A 16,192-nucleotide genomic window follows, 5' to 3' on the forward strand; every position below is an offset into this window, starting at 1 on the left:
GGCCGGCGGCGCCGATCACGAGCGGGACGGTGAGGGCGCTGACGGCCAGGACACGCTTGAGGGCACGCATGATGGTCTCCTCCAGGGAGTACGGGACAACAGGTGGCAGTGCCGGTCGGCCCTGCCGGAACCAGACAGCCATGCCCCGCCGGCCCCCGCAATCGGCGCCGCCATCCGAACGGGCCTGACGATGCGTCAGGCTCGCCGCTCCGACCTGCGGAAATGGCCGACCGGGTGATCGTATTGAAGGATCGTTCGGGCGGAGCAGGCGCTCTCCGGGCGGGCCCATGAGAACGGCCGGTCGACCTCGCGGTCGACCGGCCGTTTCGTCGTTCCAGGATCCGGATCAGCGGCGGCCCTGTCCCGGGGCCGCCCCGTACGTCCGATCGTGCAGGGTTCGTCAGCCTTCGTGGGCGGTGGCGCCGGAGCCGGTGAACGAGCCGGTGACGCCGTTGTCGTCGGCCCAGATCCAGAAGTCGGCGTGCTCGACGCCGTCGGGGCCGACGTGGGACTCGACGGCCGCGAGGCCGGCGCCGTTCTCGTTGGCGGTGAAGAAGCCCTTGCCGTAGTTCGCGTCGATGCTGCCGTGGGCCGAGGCCAGGCCGGCGGCGCCGATCACGAGCGGGACGGTGAGGGCGCTGACGGCCAGGACACGCTTGAGGGCACGCATGATGGTCTCCTCCAGGGAGTACGGGGTAACAGTCGGCAGCGCCGGTCGGCCCTGCCAGAACCAGACAGCCATGCCCCGCCACCCCCCGCAATCGGCGCCGCCATCCGAACAGGCCTAACGGTTCGTCAGACGCGCCGCTGCGACCTGCGGAAATGGCCGATCGGGTGATCGTATTGAGGGATCGTTCGGGCGGAGCAGGCGCAGGCCCGCCGGCACCAGGGCGCGGTTGAGGACGGCCGCCCGGTCCGAGGACCGGACGGCCGTCCGCCGTCGAACCGTCAGGACCTCCAGGCGATCACGTGGGCCGCGACCGGCTCGCCGGCCGCGTCGAGCGCGACGGCGTTCCCGGCGACCACCCCGGCGTCGTTGACGAACAGCGCCTGGGCGTACGGGCTGAGCGGGGACGGCGGGAGCGGCACGACCGTGCCGTCGGGCCGCCACAGCAGGGCCGTGGTGCGGTTCCAGTCCGGGCCCTGCGCCTCGCCGACGGCGGTTCCCGCGCCGTTGACCGCCATCGCCTCGCTCTGCCGGCCCGCCGGGCCGCCGAGCAGGGTCTGCGTACCGTCCGGGTTCCAGCGGGCGGCGAAGGCGGAGCGGTGGGCGTCGAACGTCGCCCCGACCACGGTGCCCGCGCTGTTGACGGCCCTCGTCCGACCGTAGCCGGCGTCGCGGACGGCGCCGCCGGGCGTCCACACCAGCACCCGGTCGAACTCCGTGCCTCCGGTGCGCCGCCCGTGACCGAGCACCACGCCGTCGTCGGTCATCCCGTCCACCCGGGCCCCGTCGAGGCCCGGCGGCAGCGGGAGCGCGGACACGGCGCCCGCCGGGCTCCAGAGCACCGGGGTCTCCTGGGAGCGGCCGTCGCCGAGGCTCCGCTCGGAGGTGCCGGCGACGACGCCCGCGTTGGTGACGGCGGCGGTCGAGCCCGCGGTGTCGCCGGGCAGCAGCGGCAGATCCACCCTGGTGCCGTCGGCCTGCCACTTCAGGGGCTTGGACCGGTACGTGTCGTCGTACGAGCCGCCGGCCACCACGCCGGCGTCGTTGACCGAGGACGCGCTGCCGCCGCGGACACCGGCCGGCAGCGCCAGCGCCGTGGCGGTCCCGTCCGGGGCCCAGCGGACCGGATGGTTGTCGGACATCGTCCGGTAGGAGGCCCCGACCACGGTGCCCGTGCCGTTGAGCCCCGCCGGGCGGCTGGACAGGTCGCCGGTCAGCGGCGCCAGGACGGTGTAGCCGAGATGGTCGGGATGCCAGCGGACGGCGCGCGGCGTGAACTGGCCGGAGACGTCCGAGTAGTACTCGCCGACGACGGCGCCGTCGCGGCTCAGGCCCCGCGCCAGGCTGTAGGCGGTGCCCGGCGGTTCGGGAAGGAACCGCGGGGCCGGCAGCGGAGTGGCCGGAGCGGTCGCCGTGGCCGCCGTGGCCGTGGGCACCGGGCCGAGCAGCAGGGCGGCGGACGCGGCGGTGGCGACGAGGGCCGCCGCGGCGACGAGGGCCGCGGGGCGCGCGGGGCGCGAGCCGGTCGTCCGGACTCCCGTCGCGTCCGTCCTGTCGAGGTCGAGGTCGAGGTCGGGGTCGGGGTGGAGGCGGGCCGCGGCCATCAGGGCTTCCAGATCATCGCGCGCGGGAGGTCCTGCGCGTTCGGCGCGTCGTACCAGGTGGCATCCCCGGCGATCACCCCGGATTCGTTGACGAGGAGGGCCCGGGCGTAGGGGCTGAGCGAGGACGGCGGGAGCGGCACGGCAGTGCCGTCGGGCCGCCACAGCACCGGCGTGCGGCGGTACGGGGTCGGACCCTCCGCGAAACCGACGGTCGTGCCCGCGGCGTTGATCGTGCTCGCCCAGGCCTGCCGGCCCGCCGGGTCGTCGAGCAGCGTCAGCGTGCCGTCCAGGGTCCAGCGCGCGGCGTGCTCGGAGCGGTCGGCACCGAACGTCGTTCCGACGACGGTGTTCGCGTTGTTGACGGAGCTCAGCCGGCCGTGGGCGACGTCCCGGGCGGTGCCGTTCGCGTCCCAGGCCACCACCCGGTCGAACTCGGTGCCCCCCGCGCGCCGTCCTTGGCCGAGGATCACGCCGTCGTTGGTGATCCGGACGACCCCGGCCGCGTCGATCCCCGGGGGGAGCGGGAGCGCCGTCACGTCGCCCGACGGGCTCCAGATCACCGTCCGGGTCCGGGACTCGCCGCCGACGGACCCCGAGGACCAGCCGATGGCGAAGCCCGCGTCGTTGATGAACGAGGCCGAGCCGGTGCCGTCGCCGGGCAGCAGCGGCAGGTCGACCCGGGTGCCGTCGGCCTGCCACTTCAAGGGCTTGGACCGGTAGCCGGAGTCGTACCAGCCGCCGATCACCACACCGGCGTTGTTGATCCTGGACGCGCTGCCGCCGCGGGCCCCGGCCGGCAGCTCCAGCGCGGTCGGGGTGCCGTCCGTAGCCCAGCGGACCGGGTGGTTGTCGGTCAGCGTGGCGAAGGAGACCCCGACCGCGACGCCCGACGCGTTCAGGGAGCCCGGGCGGGTGGCGACCTCGCCGGGCAGCGGCTCCAGGGTGGTGACGCCGGACCGGTGGGCGTTCCAGCGGAGCGCGCGCGGGGCGAACTGGTTGGGGATGTTCAGGTAGGTCTCGCCGAGGATGTCGCCCGCGTCGTTCAGGCCGTACACCGAGCTGAGCGGGGCGGCGTTCGCGGGCAGCGGCAGCAGGTACGGGGTCGGCACCGGTGCGCCCGGGTCGGCCGCCGCGGCCGTGGGCACCGGGCCGAGCAGCAGGGCGACGGCCGCCGCGGCGGCGGCCGGGGCGGCTCTGCGAAGGGTGGGGGAACCGGCCATCCGGAAACTCCTGTCGTGTCAACGATCAAGTGGATCAAGAGAGTTGATGCTCCGTCGGATTCGGGTCGGTCGGGTTCCCGGTCCGACGGCCAAGTCTCATCCACGGTCGGTTCGTTGGCAGGGCGATCGCCGAATCGGCCGGAATCACACCCCTTTTGGGCGCGTCCGCGGGGTGGCGGCGGAGCGGTTCCGAACGGTTTGGGGCGGTCTCGTGCGATGTCGGACGGCTGTGGCGGGTGCCCGGGCGGCGGGCGCCCGGGCCGCCCTCCCGGCGCGCGTCGCCGGCCGGGGTGCGCCGAGGGCGGCGGGGGAGCCGAGAGTGGCGGGGGCGCGTTGCTCCCCGCCCTCCTCGGTGCGCGGGTTGCGCTACCGGGCGGCGACCGGCGGGCCGTCGTCGCCCTCGGTGCCGCCGCCACCGGGCCGACCGTCCCGGCCGGACGAGCCGCCGCCGGGCCCCCGGGCGTACACCGTGAAGGAGGTCAGGCCGGCGGGCAGCGCCCAGGCCCCGGCGCTCCGGATGGACACCCTGTAGCGGTGCGGGCCGTCGTCCCGCTGGACGGGTGCGGCCTGGGCGGCCGTCGCAGCCAGTGCCGCGACAGTGGAAGCGGTCGCCAAAAGGCCTTGTCGGAAGAGCTTTTGATTGATCGTCATTCATGCGATGGTCTGGAACTCCGGCGGCCTGGCGGCGGCTTCGACCCGTATTCACGCGAACGGGTGGTCGCGATCCGGCCGAGTTCGCGGCGGCCCCCGCCGACCCCTCCGCCGACCCCTGGCAGACCCCCACCGACCCCCCGGCGACCGCCGATGTGCCCCCGACGGGTCGCCGGGGGAGGCCGCCGGAGCTCCTCCCTCGATCGGGGGAGGGCGGGGGCGAGGAGGCCGGTGATACTGGCGAACATGATCAAGGGAATGCGGTTGCTGCTGCGCAGGTCGACCTACACGGGGGTGCTGTTCGCGGTACTCGGAGCGCTGGCCGGGCTGCCGGTGGCGATGGTGGCGCTCGGGATGACGCTCGGGGTGTCCGGGCGGCCGGACACGGTCTGGCTGGCACTGCCGCTGTGGGCGGTGCTGCTCGCGGTGGCCGGGCTGCCCCGAGCGGTGCGCCGGGTGCTGGCGGCGGGCGCGCGGCGACTGCTGGGCGTCGCGGTGCCCGCCCCGGTGAAGGGGGCCGCGGCGGAGCGCTGGCGGACGCCGGCGTTCGTGGTGGCGCACGTGGCGCTCGGGTGGACGGTGCTGATCGGCGGCAGCACGTTCCTCGTGATGGGGATGACGCTGCCGGGACGATGGGTGGAGGGCTCGGCCCGGGTCAGCCTCTTCGGCTGGGGCGCGGACGTGACCGGGGTCTGGTCGTGGGTCATCGGGGCGCTCAGCCTGGTCCTCGGGGCAATGCTGCTCGCCGGGGCGTCGGGGGCACTGCGGTGGCTGGCGCCGCGACTGCTCGGACCCTCGCCCGCCGAGCGGCTCGCCCTGGCCGCCGAGCGGGAGCGGCTGATGGCCGAACGCAACCGGCTGGCCCACGAGTTGCACGACTCCATCGGGCACACCCTGACCGCCGCCACCATCCAGGCGGCCGTCGCGGGCGAGGTGCTCGCCGACGACCCGGCGGCGGCGCGGGCCGCCATGCGCAGCATCGAGGAATCGACCCGGGCCGCGCTGGAGGACCTCGACTACGTGCTCGGCGCACTGCGCGAGGAGCAGACCGGCACCGCCCCGACCCGCACCCTCGCCGACCTGCCCGAGCTGATCGACCGGCTGCGGCACGCGGGCGCCGTCGTGGCACCGCGGACCACGGGGGACCTCGCGCAGGTGCAGGGCACCCTCTCCCGGGCCGCCTACCGGATCGTCCAGGAAGGGCTGACCAACGCGCTGCGGCACGGCAACGGCGGGCCGATCGAGCTGCGGGTGACGGCGGGACCGGAGGAACTGGAGCTGACCGTGGTCAACGGGACGGCGGGCGCGGCCGGCGGACCGGGCGCCAGCGGCTTCCCGACCTCCGGGCACGGCCTGCCCGGGCTGGCCGAGCGGGTGCGGCTGCTGCACGGCGAGTTCGAGGCCGGCCCGGACGGCGAGGGGCAGTGGCGGCTGGCGGTCCGGCTGCCGATGCGGTGGTCGGCGTGAGCGGCGCCGGCCCCGACGCGGGCGCGCCGTCCGACGTCACCGTCCTGATCGCCGACGACGACCCCCTCACCCGCAGCGGCCTGGGCACCCTGCTCGGCGCCCAGCCCGGCATCACGGTGGTCGGGAAGGCCGCCGACGGCGTCGAGGCGGTCGAGCAGGCCCGGCTGCTGCGGCCGGACGTGGTGCTGATGGACGTGCGGATGCCGCGCCGCAACGGCATCGACGCCACCCGCGAACTGCTGCGGGAGCACGCCGACCCGCCCAAGGTCGTGGTGATCACCACCTTCGAGAACGACGCCTACGTCACCGCCGCGCTGAGCGCCGGCGCCAGCGGCTTCGTGCTGAAGCGGCGGCCCGTCCCGCAGATCGCCGAGGCGGTGCGGGTGGCGGCGGCGGGGGAGGCGGTGCTGTTCCCCGCCGCGCTGAGCCGGATGGTCGCGGCCCGGCCGCTGGACTCGGCCGAGGCGCTGCCCCGGGCGGCGCTGACCGGGCGGGAGGAGGGCGTGCTGCGGCTGATGGCGACCGGACTGTCCAACCCGGAGATCGCGCAGGCGCTCGCCGTCAGCCAGGAGACCGTCAAGACGCACGTGGGGAACGTGCTGGGCAAGCTCGGCGCGCAGAACCGGACCCACGCGGTGGTGATCGCGTACGAGAGCGGGCTGGTGGTGCCGGGGCTGCCGGGGGCGTAGCCGGCGGGGCGGGCGGGGGCACGGCCCCAGGGCGGCGCGGCCCCGGAGCCGCCACGGCCCCGGAACCGCGACGGCCCCGGAACCGCGACGGCCCAGAGGGCCGCTACCGCACGGGGTCGATCGGCGTGAGGGTGCCGAGGCGGTCCTCGACGGCCTGGGCGGCGGCCAGGCACAGGTCCTCCCGGAAGGCGCGGCCGACGAGCTGGACGCCGGTGGGCAGGCCGTCCGCGGCGAGGCCGGTGGGGACGGCGACGGCCGGCACGCCGACGAAGCTGGTCACCGAGCAGAGCCGCATGGCCGAGTCGACCCGGTCGCGGCCCGCCTGGTCCCGGGACTCCAGTCCGGGCTCGACCGGCGGCTCGGTGAACACCGGGCCCAGCAGCAGCGGGTACTCGTGCAGGAACTCCGTCCAGGAGCGGCGGACGCTCATCCAGACGCTCATCAGCCGGATCAGGCCGGGGGCGTCCACGGGCCGGGCGCCGTGCATCATCAGCTCGATGTAGCGGTCGCCGCCCTCGCCGAGCAGCTGCCGCACGACGGGCCAGCTCGGCGCGAACTCGGTGACGGCGAGGCGGTGGTAGGCGTCGAGCGCCTCCTCCATCCGCGGGACGTCGGGGACCTCCCGGACGTCGTACCCGGCGTCGCGCAGCGCGTCGGCGGCGGTCTCGACGGCGCGGCGGACGGTGGGGTGGACCCCGTGGCCGCCGTGGCTGCCGTGACCGCCCGGATCGGCGACGACGGCGACCTTGACCGGGCCGGCGAGCGGTTCCCCGTACAGCGGGACGGGCACGGCGCGCGGGTCGCGCGGGTCGGTGCCCGCCAGCGTCTCGTAGGCGAGCCGCAGGTCGGCGACCGTACGGGCCAACGGGCCGTCGGCGACCAGGACCTGGGAGGCCGGGCCGGGGTCGTCCGGGCCGATCAGGCGCTGGTCGGCGGGGAACCGGCCGGTGGTCGGATTGAGGGCGGCGACCCCGCAGAAGGAGGCGGGGACGCGGACCGAGCCGCCGGAGTCGTTGCCGAGCCCGAGCGGGGCCATGCCGGCGGCGACCGCCACGCCGTCCCCGCCGCTGCTGCCGCCGGGGGTGCGGCCCGCGTCCCACGGGTTGCGGGTGTCGCCGTACAGCTCGCTGCGGGTGTGCATCCCGGCGAGGATCAGGGTCGGCAGGTTGCTGTGGCCGATCGGGATCGCCCCGGCCGCGCGCAGCCGGGCCACCGGGACGGCGTCGTCGGCGGCGACGTGGTCGCGGAAGCGCGGGCTGCCGAAGGTGGTCGGCACGCCGGCGATCGGGGTGCACTCCTTCACGGTGAACGGCACGCCCGCGAGCGGACCCAGTTCCTCGCCCGCGGCCCGGCGGCGGTCGGTCTCCCGGGCGGCCGCGCGGGCCCGGTCGGCGAGCAGCTGGGTGACGGCGTTCAGGTACGGGTTGACCTCGGCGATCCGGGCCAGGTGGTCGTCCACCACGTCCAGTGCCGACACCTCGCCCTTGCGCACGGCGGCGGCGAGTTCGACGGCGGACTTGCTCCACAGGGGCATGGGAGTTCTCCTCGGCTCTCCTCGGCCTGGTTCCGATGCGACCGCATCGGAACGGAATCACCATAGTCCGGAAACCGATACGCTTGCATCGAATAAAACGGTGCCCAGCGGTGCCCAACAGTGCCCAGCGGTGACCGACGATGACCGACGAGGACCGAAGGAACGCGGAGGGAGACCGGGGATGCCCAAGCAGGTGGACCACGAGGGCCGGCGCCGGCGGATCGCCGAGGCCGTCTGCCTGCTGGTGGACGAGCACGGGCTGGAGGGCGTCACCCTGCGGGACGTCGCCACCCGGGCGGAGGTCTCGATGGGAGCCGTCCAGCGCTGCTTCCGCACCAAGGAGGAGATGCTGCTGTTCGCGCTCACGCACGTCGGCGAGCGGGTCACCGAGCGGGTGCGGAGCCGGCTCGCGGCCGGCCCCGCGCAGTCGGCGGCCGGCGAACTCGGGCTGGTGGCGGGCGAGGTGGCGCTGCTGCGCGAGGAACACCGGGCCGAGGCCAGGATCTGGCTCGCCTTCGTCGCCGGGGCCGCCGTCAACCCGGCGCTGGCGGCGACCCTGCGCAGCAGCTACGCGGCGCTGGAGGAACTGATGGTGCGGCTGGTCACGGAAGCCGTCGGCGGGGCGGCCGTCGGCGGATCGGTGATCGGCGGGGCGGCCGCGGGCGGGGCCGTCGTCGCGCGGACCGAGGCCCGCGCGCTGCTCGCCCTCGCCGACGGGCTCACCACGCACGTCCTGGTCGGGCACCGGACGGTGGGGGAGGCGGAGGAGGTCCTGCACGCGCACCTGGCCGGGCTCTGGGCGCGCTGCTGACCGGAGGCCGGACCGTTCGCCGAACCGATGAGATGATCACCATGCCAAGCGGTCGGCAGCACGGAGGACAGGAATGGCGGGCAGGACGGCGGGCGCCACGGAGCAGCGCCGGTTCACCGACCCCGGGGCCAAGCTGTACGACTTCGCCGACGAAGTGCTCGTCCGCTGCCCGAAGTGCGGCGGCTGCGCCCTCGTCCTCGCGCGGCCGGGCGACGCGTGCGAGCCCCGGTGGATCGGCGGCCGGGAGCAGACCCGCCTGCGGCTGAGGTGCGGCTGCGGACACGCCGTGGACGCCTTCCCGGACCACCTGGCGTTCGGCGGCCCCGTCGACCCGTACTTCCGACTGCCGCTCTGGCTGGACGCGGACTGCTGCGGCCGGCGGCTGTGGGCGTACAACCCCGCCCACCTCGACCTGCTGGAGTCCTACGTCGGGGCCGTCCTGCGCGAACGCACCGCGGTCCCCGGCTCGCTGAGCCTGGTCGCCCGGCTGCCCGCCTGGGTGAAGTCGGCCAAGCACCGGGACGAGGTCCTGCGGACGATCCGCCGGCTGCGCGCCACCCTGCCGCCCGGCCACCTGCCCGGCCGCTGATCCGTCGCCCGCCGATCCTTCGCCCGCTGTTGTCGCCCCCGTCACCGTCCAGTCCGTGGAAGGCCGGCGAACGCGGCGGCCGGGTGGGGCAGGATCGGGCCCGACGTCACCGGAGACGCCTGTTCGGACACTCGTGTTGGGAGAGCCTGCCGTGACCGCTGTGGAGATCCCGGGATCCAAGTCCATCACCGCCCGGGCCCTGTTCCTGGCCGCCGCCGCCGAGGGCGTGACCACCCTGCGCCGCCCGCTGTCCTCGGACGACACCGAGGGCTTCGTGCAGGGCCTGGACACCCTCGGGTACCGGATCGAACGGACGGCCGACACCTGGCGGGTGGAGGGCCGCCCGTCCGGGCCCGCCGTGCCGGACGCCGAGGTGTACTGCCGGGACGGCGCCACCACCGCGCGCTTCCTGCCCACCCTCGCCGCCGCCGGCCGCGGCACCTACCGCTTCGACGCCTCCGCCCAGATGCGCCGCCGCCCGGTCGCCCCGCTCACCCGGGCGCTGCGCGAGCTGGGCGTGGACCTGCGGCACGAGGGGGCCGAGGGGCACCACCCGCTGACGGTCGTCGCCGACGGCGTCCGCGGCGGTGAACTCACCCTGGACGCCGGGCAGTCCTCGCAGTACCTGACCGCGCTGCTGCTGCTCGGCCCGCTCACCCGGGACGGCCTGCGGATCACCGTCACCCGGCTGGTCTCCGCCCCGTACATCGGCATCACCCTGGCGATGATGCGCGACTTCGGGGTCGAGGTGAAGCGGGAACGGACCCCCGCCGGCGAGGTGTTCGAGGTGCCCGCCGGCGGCTACCGGGCCGCCGACCACCCGATCGAACCGGACGCCTCCACCGCCAGCTACTTCTTCGCCGCCGCCGCCCTGGCCGGCCGCGAGGTCACCGTCCCGGGCCTCGGCCGGAACGCGCTCCAGGGCGACCTGCGGTTCGTGGACGTGCTGCGGCGGATGGGCGCCCGGGTGGACGTCGGCGGCGACCGCACGACCGTGGCCGGCGACGGCCCGCTCGGCGGAATCACCGTCAACATGCGGGACGTCTCCGACACCATGCCCACGCTCGCGGCCATCGCCCCGTTCGCCACCGGCCCGGTGCGGATCGAGGACGTCCACAACACCCGGGTCAAGGAGTGCGACCGGCTGGAGGCCTGCGCCGACAACCTGCGCGCGATGGGCATCACCGTGGCCACCGGGGACGACTGGATCGAGATCCGGCCCGGCACCCCGCGCCCGGCCGAGATCACCACCCACTCCGACCACCGGATCGTGATGTCCTTCGCCGTCACCTCGCTGCGCACGCCCGGCATCACCTTCGACGACCCGGGCTGCGTGCGGAAGACCTTCCCGGGGTTCCACGAGGCCTTCGCGGAGCTGCGGGCGGCCTGGGGGATCTGACCCCCGCCGGCCGCGCGGCGCCCCGGCGCCGCCGGTCGCCCGCCGGAATCCCGGTCGCCCGCCGGAATCCCGGTCGCCCGCCGGAATCCCGGTTGCCGGGCGGCGGGCCCGGCGGCGAGGATGCCGTTCGTGTCCGAGACGGTTTTCGAGACGGAGTCAGACGGGCCCGAGCTGCGGCCCTACCCCAAGATCCCCGCGCGCGGCCGCTCCGGCGGGCCCGGCAGCCGGGAGTGGACCGCGGCCGAGAAGGTGCACGGGGCGCACTTCGCGGTGGTCTGCGAGGGCGGCTCGGTGCGGGCCGCGAAGCGGCGTGAACTGCTGGACGACGAGGGCCTGGACGCCTTCTTCGGCGTCAGCCGGATCTGGCCCGAACTGTCCGTCGCGGCGGCCAGGTTCGCCGCCGCGGTGCGCGGGACCCGGGACGGTGCCGCGGTGCGCGGGGACGGCGCCGCCGCGGTGACGATCTACGGGGAACTGGCCGGCGGCCGCTACCCGCACCCCGGGGTGCCCGCCGCCCCCGGGGTCGACCCGGTCCAGACCGGCGTCTGGTACGCCCCCGGTCTGTGCTGGCTGCCGTTCGACGCCACCGTCGAGACGCCCGAGGGCCGTCGGTGGATCGCCGACCGCACCCTGCGCACGGCCGCGCGGGCCGCCGGGCTCACCTGCGTGCCCCTGCTCGGGCACGGCCCCCTGACCACCCTGCACGACCTGCCGGTGCGCTACCCCACCCGGGTGCCCGCGCTGTTCGGCCTGCCCGAGCTGCCGGACAACCTCGCCGAGGGGTACGTCCTCAAACCCGCCGGCGAGTGGTACGAGTCCGGCCCGGCCCGTCCGCTGGTGAAGGTGAAGCAGCAGGCCTTCGCCGAGGACGACCGCTACGACGGCGCCCGCCCGTACCTCCCCCCGCCCCGGGGCGCGGCCGGCGTCCCGGCCTGGCTCCTCGTCCAGGCCTCCGCCCTGCTCACCCCCGCCCGGGCCGCGGCCGCCGTCAGCAAACTGGGGCCCCGTACGGCCGAGGACGCCGTGGCCGAGGAGATCGCGGCGGACGTGGCGGAGGAACTCGCCGAGGCCGTGGGCGGGTTGGAGGCGGACGTGCTGGCCGCACTGCGCCGGGCGCTCGCACCGGGCGCGCGCACGCTGGCGTCCTTCGACGCGCAGGACCGGCGCGGCGCCTGAGCGGGCGGGCCTGACGGCGCGCGGCGGGGTCGAGGGCGCGCGGTGGGGTCGAGGGCGCGCGGCGGGGTCGAGGGCGGGTTCAGGCAGTGTCCAGGAGGCTTCCACGTCCGGTGGGAGGGGCCCATCATGGGCTCCCGGTTCCGGCAGAACCGCCCCGACACCGACCCGCCACCGCCCGACACCGTTCCGGGCCGCCCTCAGGAGGCAGAAGAGATGACGATCCCACCGCCCGTCCGGATCCAGGCCGCCGTCGTCCGCGCCGCGTACGCCCTGCCGGAGGGCCTGCGGCGGGCCATCGCGGGCAAGCCGGTGGTCCGCGACGGCCAGACGCTCGCGCTGGACGCGCAGCTGATGCTCAAGCTCCAACGGCTCTCCGGGGCGGCCCTGGTGATGCCGGGCGGGGTCGGGTCGTCGCGGGCCGCGATGGAGCACGCGCGGCACCTGGTGGGCGGGCCGCAGGACCGTGCGGTGGCCGCGCGGAGCATCGGCATCCCGCGGGAGCACGGCGAACTGGCCGCCACGCTGTACACCCCGGACGGGCTGGCGACGGGCTCCGGCCTGCTGGTCTTCCTGCACGGCGGGGGCTGGGTGGTCGGCAGCCGGGCCAGCCACGACCACGTCGCCCGCTTCCTCGCCCGGCGGGCGCGGGTGCGGGTGCTGTCGGTGGAGTACCGGCTGGCGCCCGAGCACGTGTTCCCGGCGGCGGCCGAGGACGCGCTGGCCGCCCTCGACCACGCCCACGCCGAGGCGGCCGACCTGGGCGCGGACCCGGAGCGGATCGCGGTCGGCGGGGACAGCGCGGGCGGCAACCTGGCCGCCGTCGTCGCCCAGCAGGCCGTCCGGCGGGGCGGGCCCGCCCCGGTGTTCCAACTGCTGCTCTACCCGGCGACCGACGCCTCGGCCCGGCGCCCCTCGCGCGGGCTGTTCGCCGACGGGTTCTTCCTGACCGACGCGGACATGGACTGGTTCGCCGACCGCTACGCGCCCGCGCCCGCCGACCGCACCGACCCGCGGCTGTCGCCGCTGCTCGCCGAGGACCTGACCGGTCTGCCGCCCGCGTACATCGGCACCGCGGGCTTCGACCCGCTGCGCGACGAGGGCGAGGCGTACGCGCGGGCGCTGGAGGAGGCCGGGGTCGCGGTGCGGCTGAGCCGGCAGCCGGACCTCATCCACGGGTACGCCAACTACCTCGGCATCGGGGGCCGCTTCCGGGAGGCGACGGCCGAGGCGGCGGAGGCGCTGCGGCAGGCGATCGGCGAGGCGTAGCGCGTACGGCGCGGCGGCGCGGCCGGCGCAGCGGAGGTACGGCGAAGGGCGGGAGCCGGTGGGCGGGTTCCGCCCTTCGGCGCGCGGTGGGACGCACCCGGGACGGACCCGGGATGGAAAGGGGGCGCGAACCGTACGCCCGCGCGCCGGGTCGTTGCCGCACAGGGGGTTCTCGGCGACCGGCTCTTATTGTACTGTCCGTCTAATAAGCGGGTGAGCGGGAGCCCGCGGAGACAGGCACCTGGAGGCAGCCATGGCGCTCACCCGGCAGACGGGGCACGGCCACACCGAGGCCGACGACGACGTCTCGAAGCGGCTGCTGGAGTCGGCCGCCACCCTCTCCTACGACCCCTCGACCGAGATCGACTGGGACGCCCCCCTCCCGGAGGACCACTACGGCCTCAACCCGGAGTGGAGCACCCTCTACGGCACCCGGCTGTGGGACGAGATGACCGAGCGGCAGCGGGTCGTGCTCACCCGGCACGAGGTCTGCTCGATCATGAACACCGGCATCTGGTTCGAGATGATCCTCCAGCAGATGGTGCTGCGCGACCAGTACCTCAGGAACCCCGCCGACGCCGCGTTCCAGTTCGCGCTCACCGAGATCGCCGACGAGTGCCGCCACTCGATCATGTTCGCCCGGGCCTGCGCCAGGATGGGCGTCCCCGCCTACCGTCCGCACAAGCTGATCGCCCAGGCCGGCCGCGCCTTCAAGGCGCTCGCCAAGGGCGAACTCGCCTACGGCGGCATCCTGGTGGCCGAAGAGGTGCTCGACGTCATGCAGCGCGACTGGATGCGCGGCGAGAACGTCCTGGAGATCGTCCGCGGCACCTCCCGGATCCACGTGGTCGAGGAGTCCCGGCACATGAAGTTCGCCCGGCAGGAGATCCGCGAACGGATGCGCCACGCGAGCCCCGCCCGCCGGCGCGCCTCCGCCACCGGCATCGCCGTGGGCGCGTACGTCATCGTCACCAGCATGGTGCACCCGGGCGTCTACAAGGCCGCCGGGCTCGACGTGCCGCGGGCGCTCGCCGAGGTGCGGGCCAGCGAGCACCGCAAGGCGATGATGCGCACCAGCTCCCGGCACCTGATGGCCTTCCTCGCCGAGACCGGACTGCTCACCAGCCGCTCGGCGGCCGTCTACCGCCGGGTGCACATGCTCTGACGGACCGTCGCCACCACGCCGCCCCATCCCCCCACGCGCAGCGAGGACCCCACCCGGCCATGGCCTACGCGATCACCCAGACCTGCTGCAACGACGCCTCGTGCGTGTCCGTCTGCCCGGTCAACTGCATCCACCCGACCCCGGACGAGCCGGAGTTCGGCACCACCGACATGCTGTACATCGACCCGCGGGCCTGCATCGACTGCGGCGCCTGCGCGGACGCCTGCCCGGTGGACGCGGTGTACCCGGTCGACCGGCTGCGCGGGCCCGACACCGTGTTCGGCGACCTCAACCGCGACTGGTTCCGCGACCACCCCAGCGACCACGCCTGGGGCGCGCCCAGCTTCCCGCGCAGCCTGCCGGACGAACTCGGCGCGCTGCGGATCGCGGTCGTCGGCACCGGCCCCTCCGCCGGGTACACCGCGCAGGAACTGCTGCGCGGCACCAGCGCCGAGATCACCATGATCGACCGGCTGCCGGTCACCGGCGGCCTGCTGCGGCACGGCGTCGCGCCCGACCACCAGTCCACCAAGCGGATCGCGGAGAGCTTCGCGAGCGTCTTCCGCGACCCCCGGCTGCGGATGCACCTCAACGTGGAGATCGGCACGGACCTCACCCACCAGGAGCTCGCCGCGCACCACCACGCGGTGGTGTACGCGGTCGGCGCGGCCGCCGACCGACGGCTCGGCGTCCCCGGCGAGGACCTGCCGGGCAGCCTGCCCGCGACCGCGTTCGTCCGCTGGTACAACGCCGAACCGACCGTGCCCGCCGACGCGGTGGAGCTGTCGGCCCAGCGCGTGGTGGTGATCGGCAACGGCAACGTCGCGGTGGACATCGCCCGCATCCTGCTCACCGACCCCGACCGGCTCGCCGCCACCGACATCGCCGACCACGCCCTGGCCGCGCTGCGCCGCAGCCGGGTCCGGGAGGTCGTGCTGCTCGCCCGGCGCGGGCCCGGACAGGCGGCGTGGACCAGGGCGGAGTTCCTGGCCCTGCGGCAGCTGCCGGGCGTCGAGGTGGTGGTCGAGGACCACCCGGAGGTGCGGGCGGCGATCGAGGCGGCCGGAGCGGAAGCGGGATCGGGATCGGGGTCCGGCGCGTGGTCGGTCACCGGGTCGGGCACGGCGGCGGGAGCGGGGCTGCTCGCCGGGCTGCCGCTGGTGCCGTTCGACGGGTCCGCGGAGCCCGGGCCGGGGCGGCGGATCGTGCTGCGGTTCCTGTCGGCGCCGGTCGAACTCTCCGGGGACGGGCGGGTCGAGGCCCTGACCGTCGAGCGGACCGCCCCGACGGCGGACGGCCGGGTCCAGGGCACGGGGGCGAGGGACGTGCTCCGGGCCGGGCTGGTGGTGCGCTCGATCGGACACCGGGGCGTACCGCTGCCCGGGCTGCCGTTCGACGAGCGGGCCGGGACGGTCGCGCACCGGAACGGGCGGGTCGTCGACCCGGCGACCGGCCGGCCGCTGCCGGGGACGTACGTGGTGGGCTGGGCCAAGCGCGGGCCGTCCGGCGGGATCGGCGCCAACCGGGCCTGCGCGCGGGAGACCGTGGACGCGCTGCTGGACGACGCGGCCGCCCGGGCGCTGCCCGTCCCGGGGGCGGGCCGCAGGGACTTCGAGCGGCTGGTGCGCCGGCGGCGGCCGGACGCGGTGGGGCTGCGGGAGCTGCGGGCGGTGGAGCGCGCGGAACGCGAGCGGGGCGAGGCCGAGGGGCGGCCCCGGGTGAAGCTCGCCAGCGTGCCCGAGCTGCTGGCGGCGGGTCGGCGGCGGTAGCGGGAAGCACCCGGGGCCCGGGCGGGGAGCCCGGGAGCCTCGCCGGGAATAACCCACGGGCCGTGCCGGGAGAATGGGGAGGGCACGACGTGGGCAGGAAGTCGGGTGGGCCGACTTGCTGCGCACCCGGCCGCGGGCCGCCGGGGGGGGGCCGGGGGGGCACCGGGGTGACCCCACCGGGTAAC

General features: G+C 75.8%; 14 protein-coding genes. 9 read left to right on the forward strand and 5 right to left on the reverse strand.

Features of this window, described 5'->3' with window-relative positions:
- Positions 1-400: 400 nt before the first annotated feature.
- The 4 genes from ACFVHV_RS39470 to ACFVHV_RS39485 form a co-directional block, all read right to left on the reverse strand.
- On the reverse strand, positions 401-742 hold the full coding sequence (locus tag ACFVHV_RS39470) for a hypothetical protein (protein WP_359913572.1): 342 nt from the start codon (positions 740-742) through the stop codon (positions 401-403).
- Between the two features lie 206 nt (positions 743-948).
- Entirely contained in the window at positions 949-2,271 is a 1,323-nt protein-coding gene (locus tag ACFVHV_RS39475) for a hypothetical protein (RefSeq protein ID WP_380358127.1), read from the reverse strand.
- Positions 2,271-3,491: a hypothetical protein gene (locus ACFVHV_RS39480; RefSeq protein ID WP_380358129.1), complete on the reverse strand. Its 1,221-nt coding sequence runs from the start codon at positions 3,489-3,491 to the stop codon at positions 2,271-2,273. The genes ACFVHV_RS39475 and ACFVHV_RS39480 overlap by 1 nt, the downstream gene beginning before the upstream one ends.
- A gap of 366 nt (positions 3,492-3,857) precedes the next feature.
- Complete coding sequence (locus ACFVHV_RS39485) at positions 3,858-4,142, reverse strand: hypothetical protein (RefSeq protein WP_359913581.1); 285 nt, start codon at positions 4,140-4,142, stop codon at positions 3,858-3,860.
- Between the two features lie 246 nt (positions 4,143-4,388).
- On the opposite strand from ACFVHV_RS39485, the gene ACFVHV_RS39490 reads away from it, so the two are divergent.
- Both ACFVHV_RS39490 and ACFVHV_RS39495 read left to right on the forward strand, forming a co-directional pair.
- Positions 4,389-5,609 carry a histidine kinase gene (locus tag ACFVHV_RS39490; RefSeq protein WP_380358132.1) on the forward strand — a complete coding sequence of 407 codons (1,221 nt, stop codon included), beginning with the start codon at positions 4,389-4,391 and terminating at the stop codon, positions 5,607-5,609.
- Positions 5,606-6,298, forward strand: coding sequence for a response regulator (locus ACFVHV_RS39495; protein WP_380358134.1), 693 nt, complete (start codon positions 5,606-5,608; stop codon positions 6,296-6,298). The genes ACFVHV_RS39490 and ACFVHV_RS39495 overlap by 4 nt, the downstream gene beginning before the upstream one ends.
- Positions 6,299-6,401: 103 nt before the next feature.
- On the opposite strand, the gene ACFVHV_RS39500 is transcribed toward ACFVHV_RS39495, so the two are convergent.
- Positions 6,402-7,832: an amidase gene (locus ACFVHV_RS39500; RefSeq protein WP_380358136.1), complete on the reverse strand. Its 1,431-nt coding sequence runs from the start codon at positions 7,830-7,832 to the stop codon at positions 6,402-6,404.
- A 181-nt stretch (positions 7,833-8,013) separates the two neighbouring features.
- Between ACFVHV_RS39500 and ACFVHV_RS39505 the strand changes: the two genes are divergently transcribed.
- The 7 genes from ACFVHV_RS39505 to ACFVHV_RS39535 all read left to right on the forward strand — a co-directional run bounded on the left by ACFVHV_RS39505 (position 8,014) and on the right by ACFVHV_RS39535 (position 16,007).
- On the forward strand, positions 8,014-8,643 hold the full coding sequence (locus tag ACFVHV_RS39505) for a TetR/AcrR family transcriptional regulator (RefSeq protein ID WP_380358139.1): 630 nt from the start codon (positions 8,014-8,016) through the stop codon (positions 8,641-8,643).
- Positions 8,644-8,716: 73 nt separating this feature from the next.
- The gene (locus ACFVHV_RS39510) at positions 8,717-9,232 is read left to right on the forward strand and encodes a hypothetical protein (RefSeq protein ID WP_380358141.1); all 516 of its coding nucleotides are present in this window, start codon (positions 8,717-8,719) and stop codon (positions 9,230-9,232) included.
- Positions 9,233-9,383: 151 nt separating this feature from the next.
- The gene (gene aroA / locus ACFVHV_RS39515) at positions 9,384-10,631 is read left to right on the forward strand and encodes a 3-phosphoshikimate 1-carboxyvinyltransferase (RefSeq protein WP_380358144.1); all 1,248 of its coding nucleotides are present in this window, start codon (positions 9,384-9,386) and stop codon (positions 10,629-10,631) included.
- A gap of 129 nt (positions 10,632-10,760) precedes the next feature.
- The gene (locus ACFVHV_RS39520; protein ID WP_380358146.1) at positions 10,761-11,807 is read left to right on the forward strand and encodes an RNA ligase family protein; all 1,047 of its coding nucleotides are present in this window, start codon (positions 10,761-10,763) and stop codon (positions 11,805-11,807) included.
- A 213-nt stretch (positions 11,808-12,020) separates the two neighbouring features.
- On the forward strand, positions 12,021-13,073 hold the full coding sequence (locus ACFVHV_RS39525) for an alpha/beta hydrolase (RefSeq protein ID WP_380358149.1): 1,053 nt from the start codon (positions 12,021-12,023) through the stop codon (positions 13,071-13,073).
- Between the two features lie 253 nt (positions 13,074-13,326).
- Positions 13,327-14,238 carry a diiron oxygenase gene (locus ACFVHV_RS39530; RefSeq protein ID WP_359913609.1) on the forward strand — a complete coding sequence of 304 codons (912 nt, stop codon included), beginning with the start codon at positions 13,327-13,329 and terminating at the stop codon, positions 14,236-14,238.
- A 59-nt stretch (positions 14,239-14,297) separates the two neighbouring features.
- On the forward strand, positions 14,298-16,007 hold the full coding sequence (locus tag ACFVHV_RS39535) for an FAD-dependent oxidoreductase (RefSeq protein ID WP_380358152.1): 1,710 nt from the start codon (positions 14,298-14,300) through the stop codon (positions 16,005-16,007).
- Positions 16,008-16,192: the final 185 nt, after the last annotated feature.

Origin of the sequence: Kitasatospora sp. NPDC127116 (assembly GCF_042677365.1) — a bacterium.
Classification (GTDB): domain Bacteria; phylum Actinomycetota; class Actinomycetes; order Streptomycetales; family Streptomycetaceae; genus Kitasatospora; species Kitasatospora lactacystinica.

Coding starts and splice junctions, on each gene's coding strand:
- ACFVHV_RS39470 (WP_359913572.1), bottom strand. CDS start 742: ATGGCTGTCTGGTTCTGGCAGGGCCGACCGGCGCTGCCGACTGTTACC.
- ACFVHV_RS39475 (WP_380358127.1), bottom strand. CDS start 2,271: ATGGCCGCGGCCCGCCTCCACCCCGACCCCGACCTCGACCTCGACCTC.
- ACFVHV_RS39480 (WP_380358129.1), bottom strand. CDS start 3,491: ATGGCCGGTTCCCCCACCCTTCGCAGAGCCGCCCCGGCCGCCGCCGCG.
- ACFVHV_RS39485 (WP_359913581.1), bottom strand. CDS start 4,142: ATGACGATCAATCAAAAGCTCTTCCGACAAGGCCTTTTGGCGACCGCT.
- ACFVHV_RS39490 (WP_380358132.1), top strand. CDS start 4,389: ATGATCAAGGGAATGCGGTTGCTGCTGCGCAGGTCGACCTACACGGGG.
- ACFVHV_RS39500 (WP_380358136.1), bottom strand. CDS start 7,832: ATGCCCCTGTGGAGCAAGTCCGCCGTCGAACTCGCCGCCGCCGTGCGC.
- ACFVHV_RS39505 (WP_380358139.1), top strand. CDS start 8,014: ATGCCCAAGCAGGTGGACCACGAGGGCCGGCGCCGGCGGATCGCCGAG.
- ACFVHV_RS39510 (WP_380358141.1), top strand. CDS start 8,717: ATGGCGGGCAGGACGGCGGGCGCCACGGAGCAGCGCCGGTTCACCGAC.
- ACFVHV_RS39525 (WP_380358149.1), top strand. CDS start 12,021: ATGACGATCCCACCGCCCGTCCGGATCCAGGCCGCCGTCGTCCGCGCC.
- ACFVHV_RS39530 (WP_359913609.1), top strand. CDS start 13,327: ATGGCGCTCACCCGGCAGACGGGGCACGGCCACACCGAGGCCGACGAC.
- ACFVHV_RS39535 (WP_380358152.1), top strand. CDS start 14,298: ATGGCCTACGCGATCACCCAGACCTGCTGCAACGACGCCTCGTGCGTG.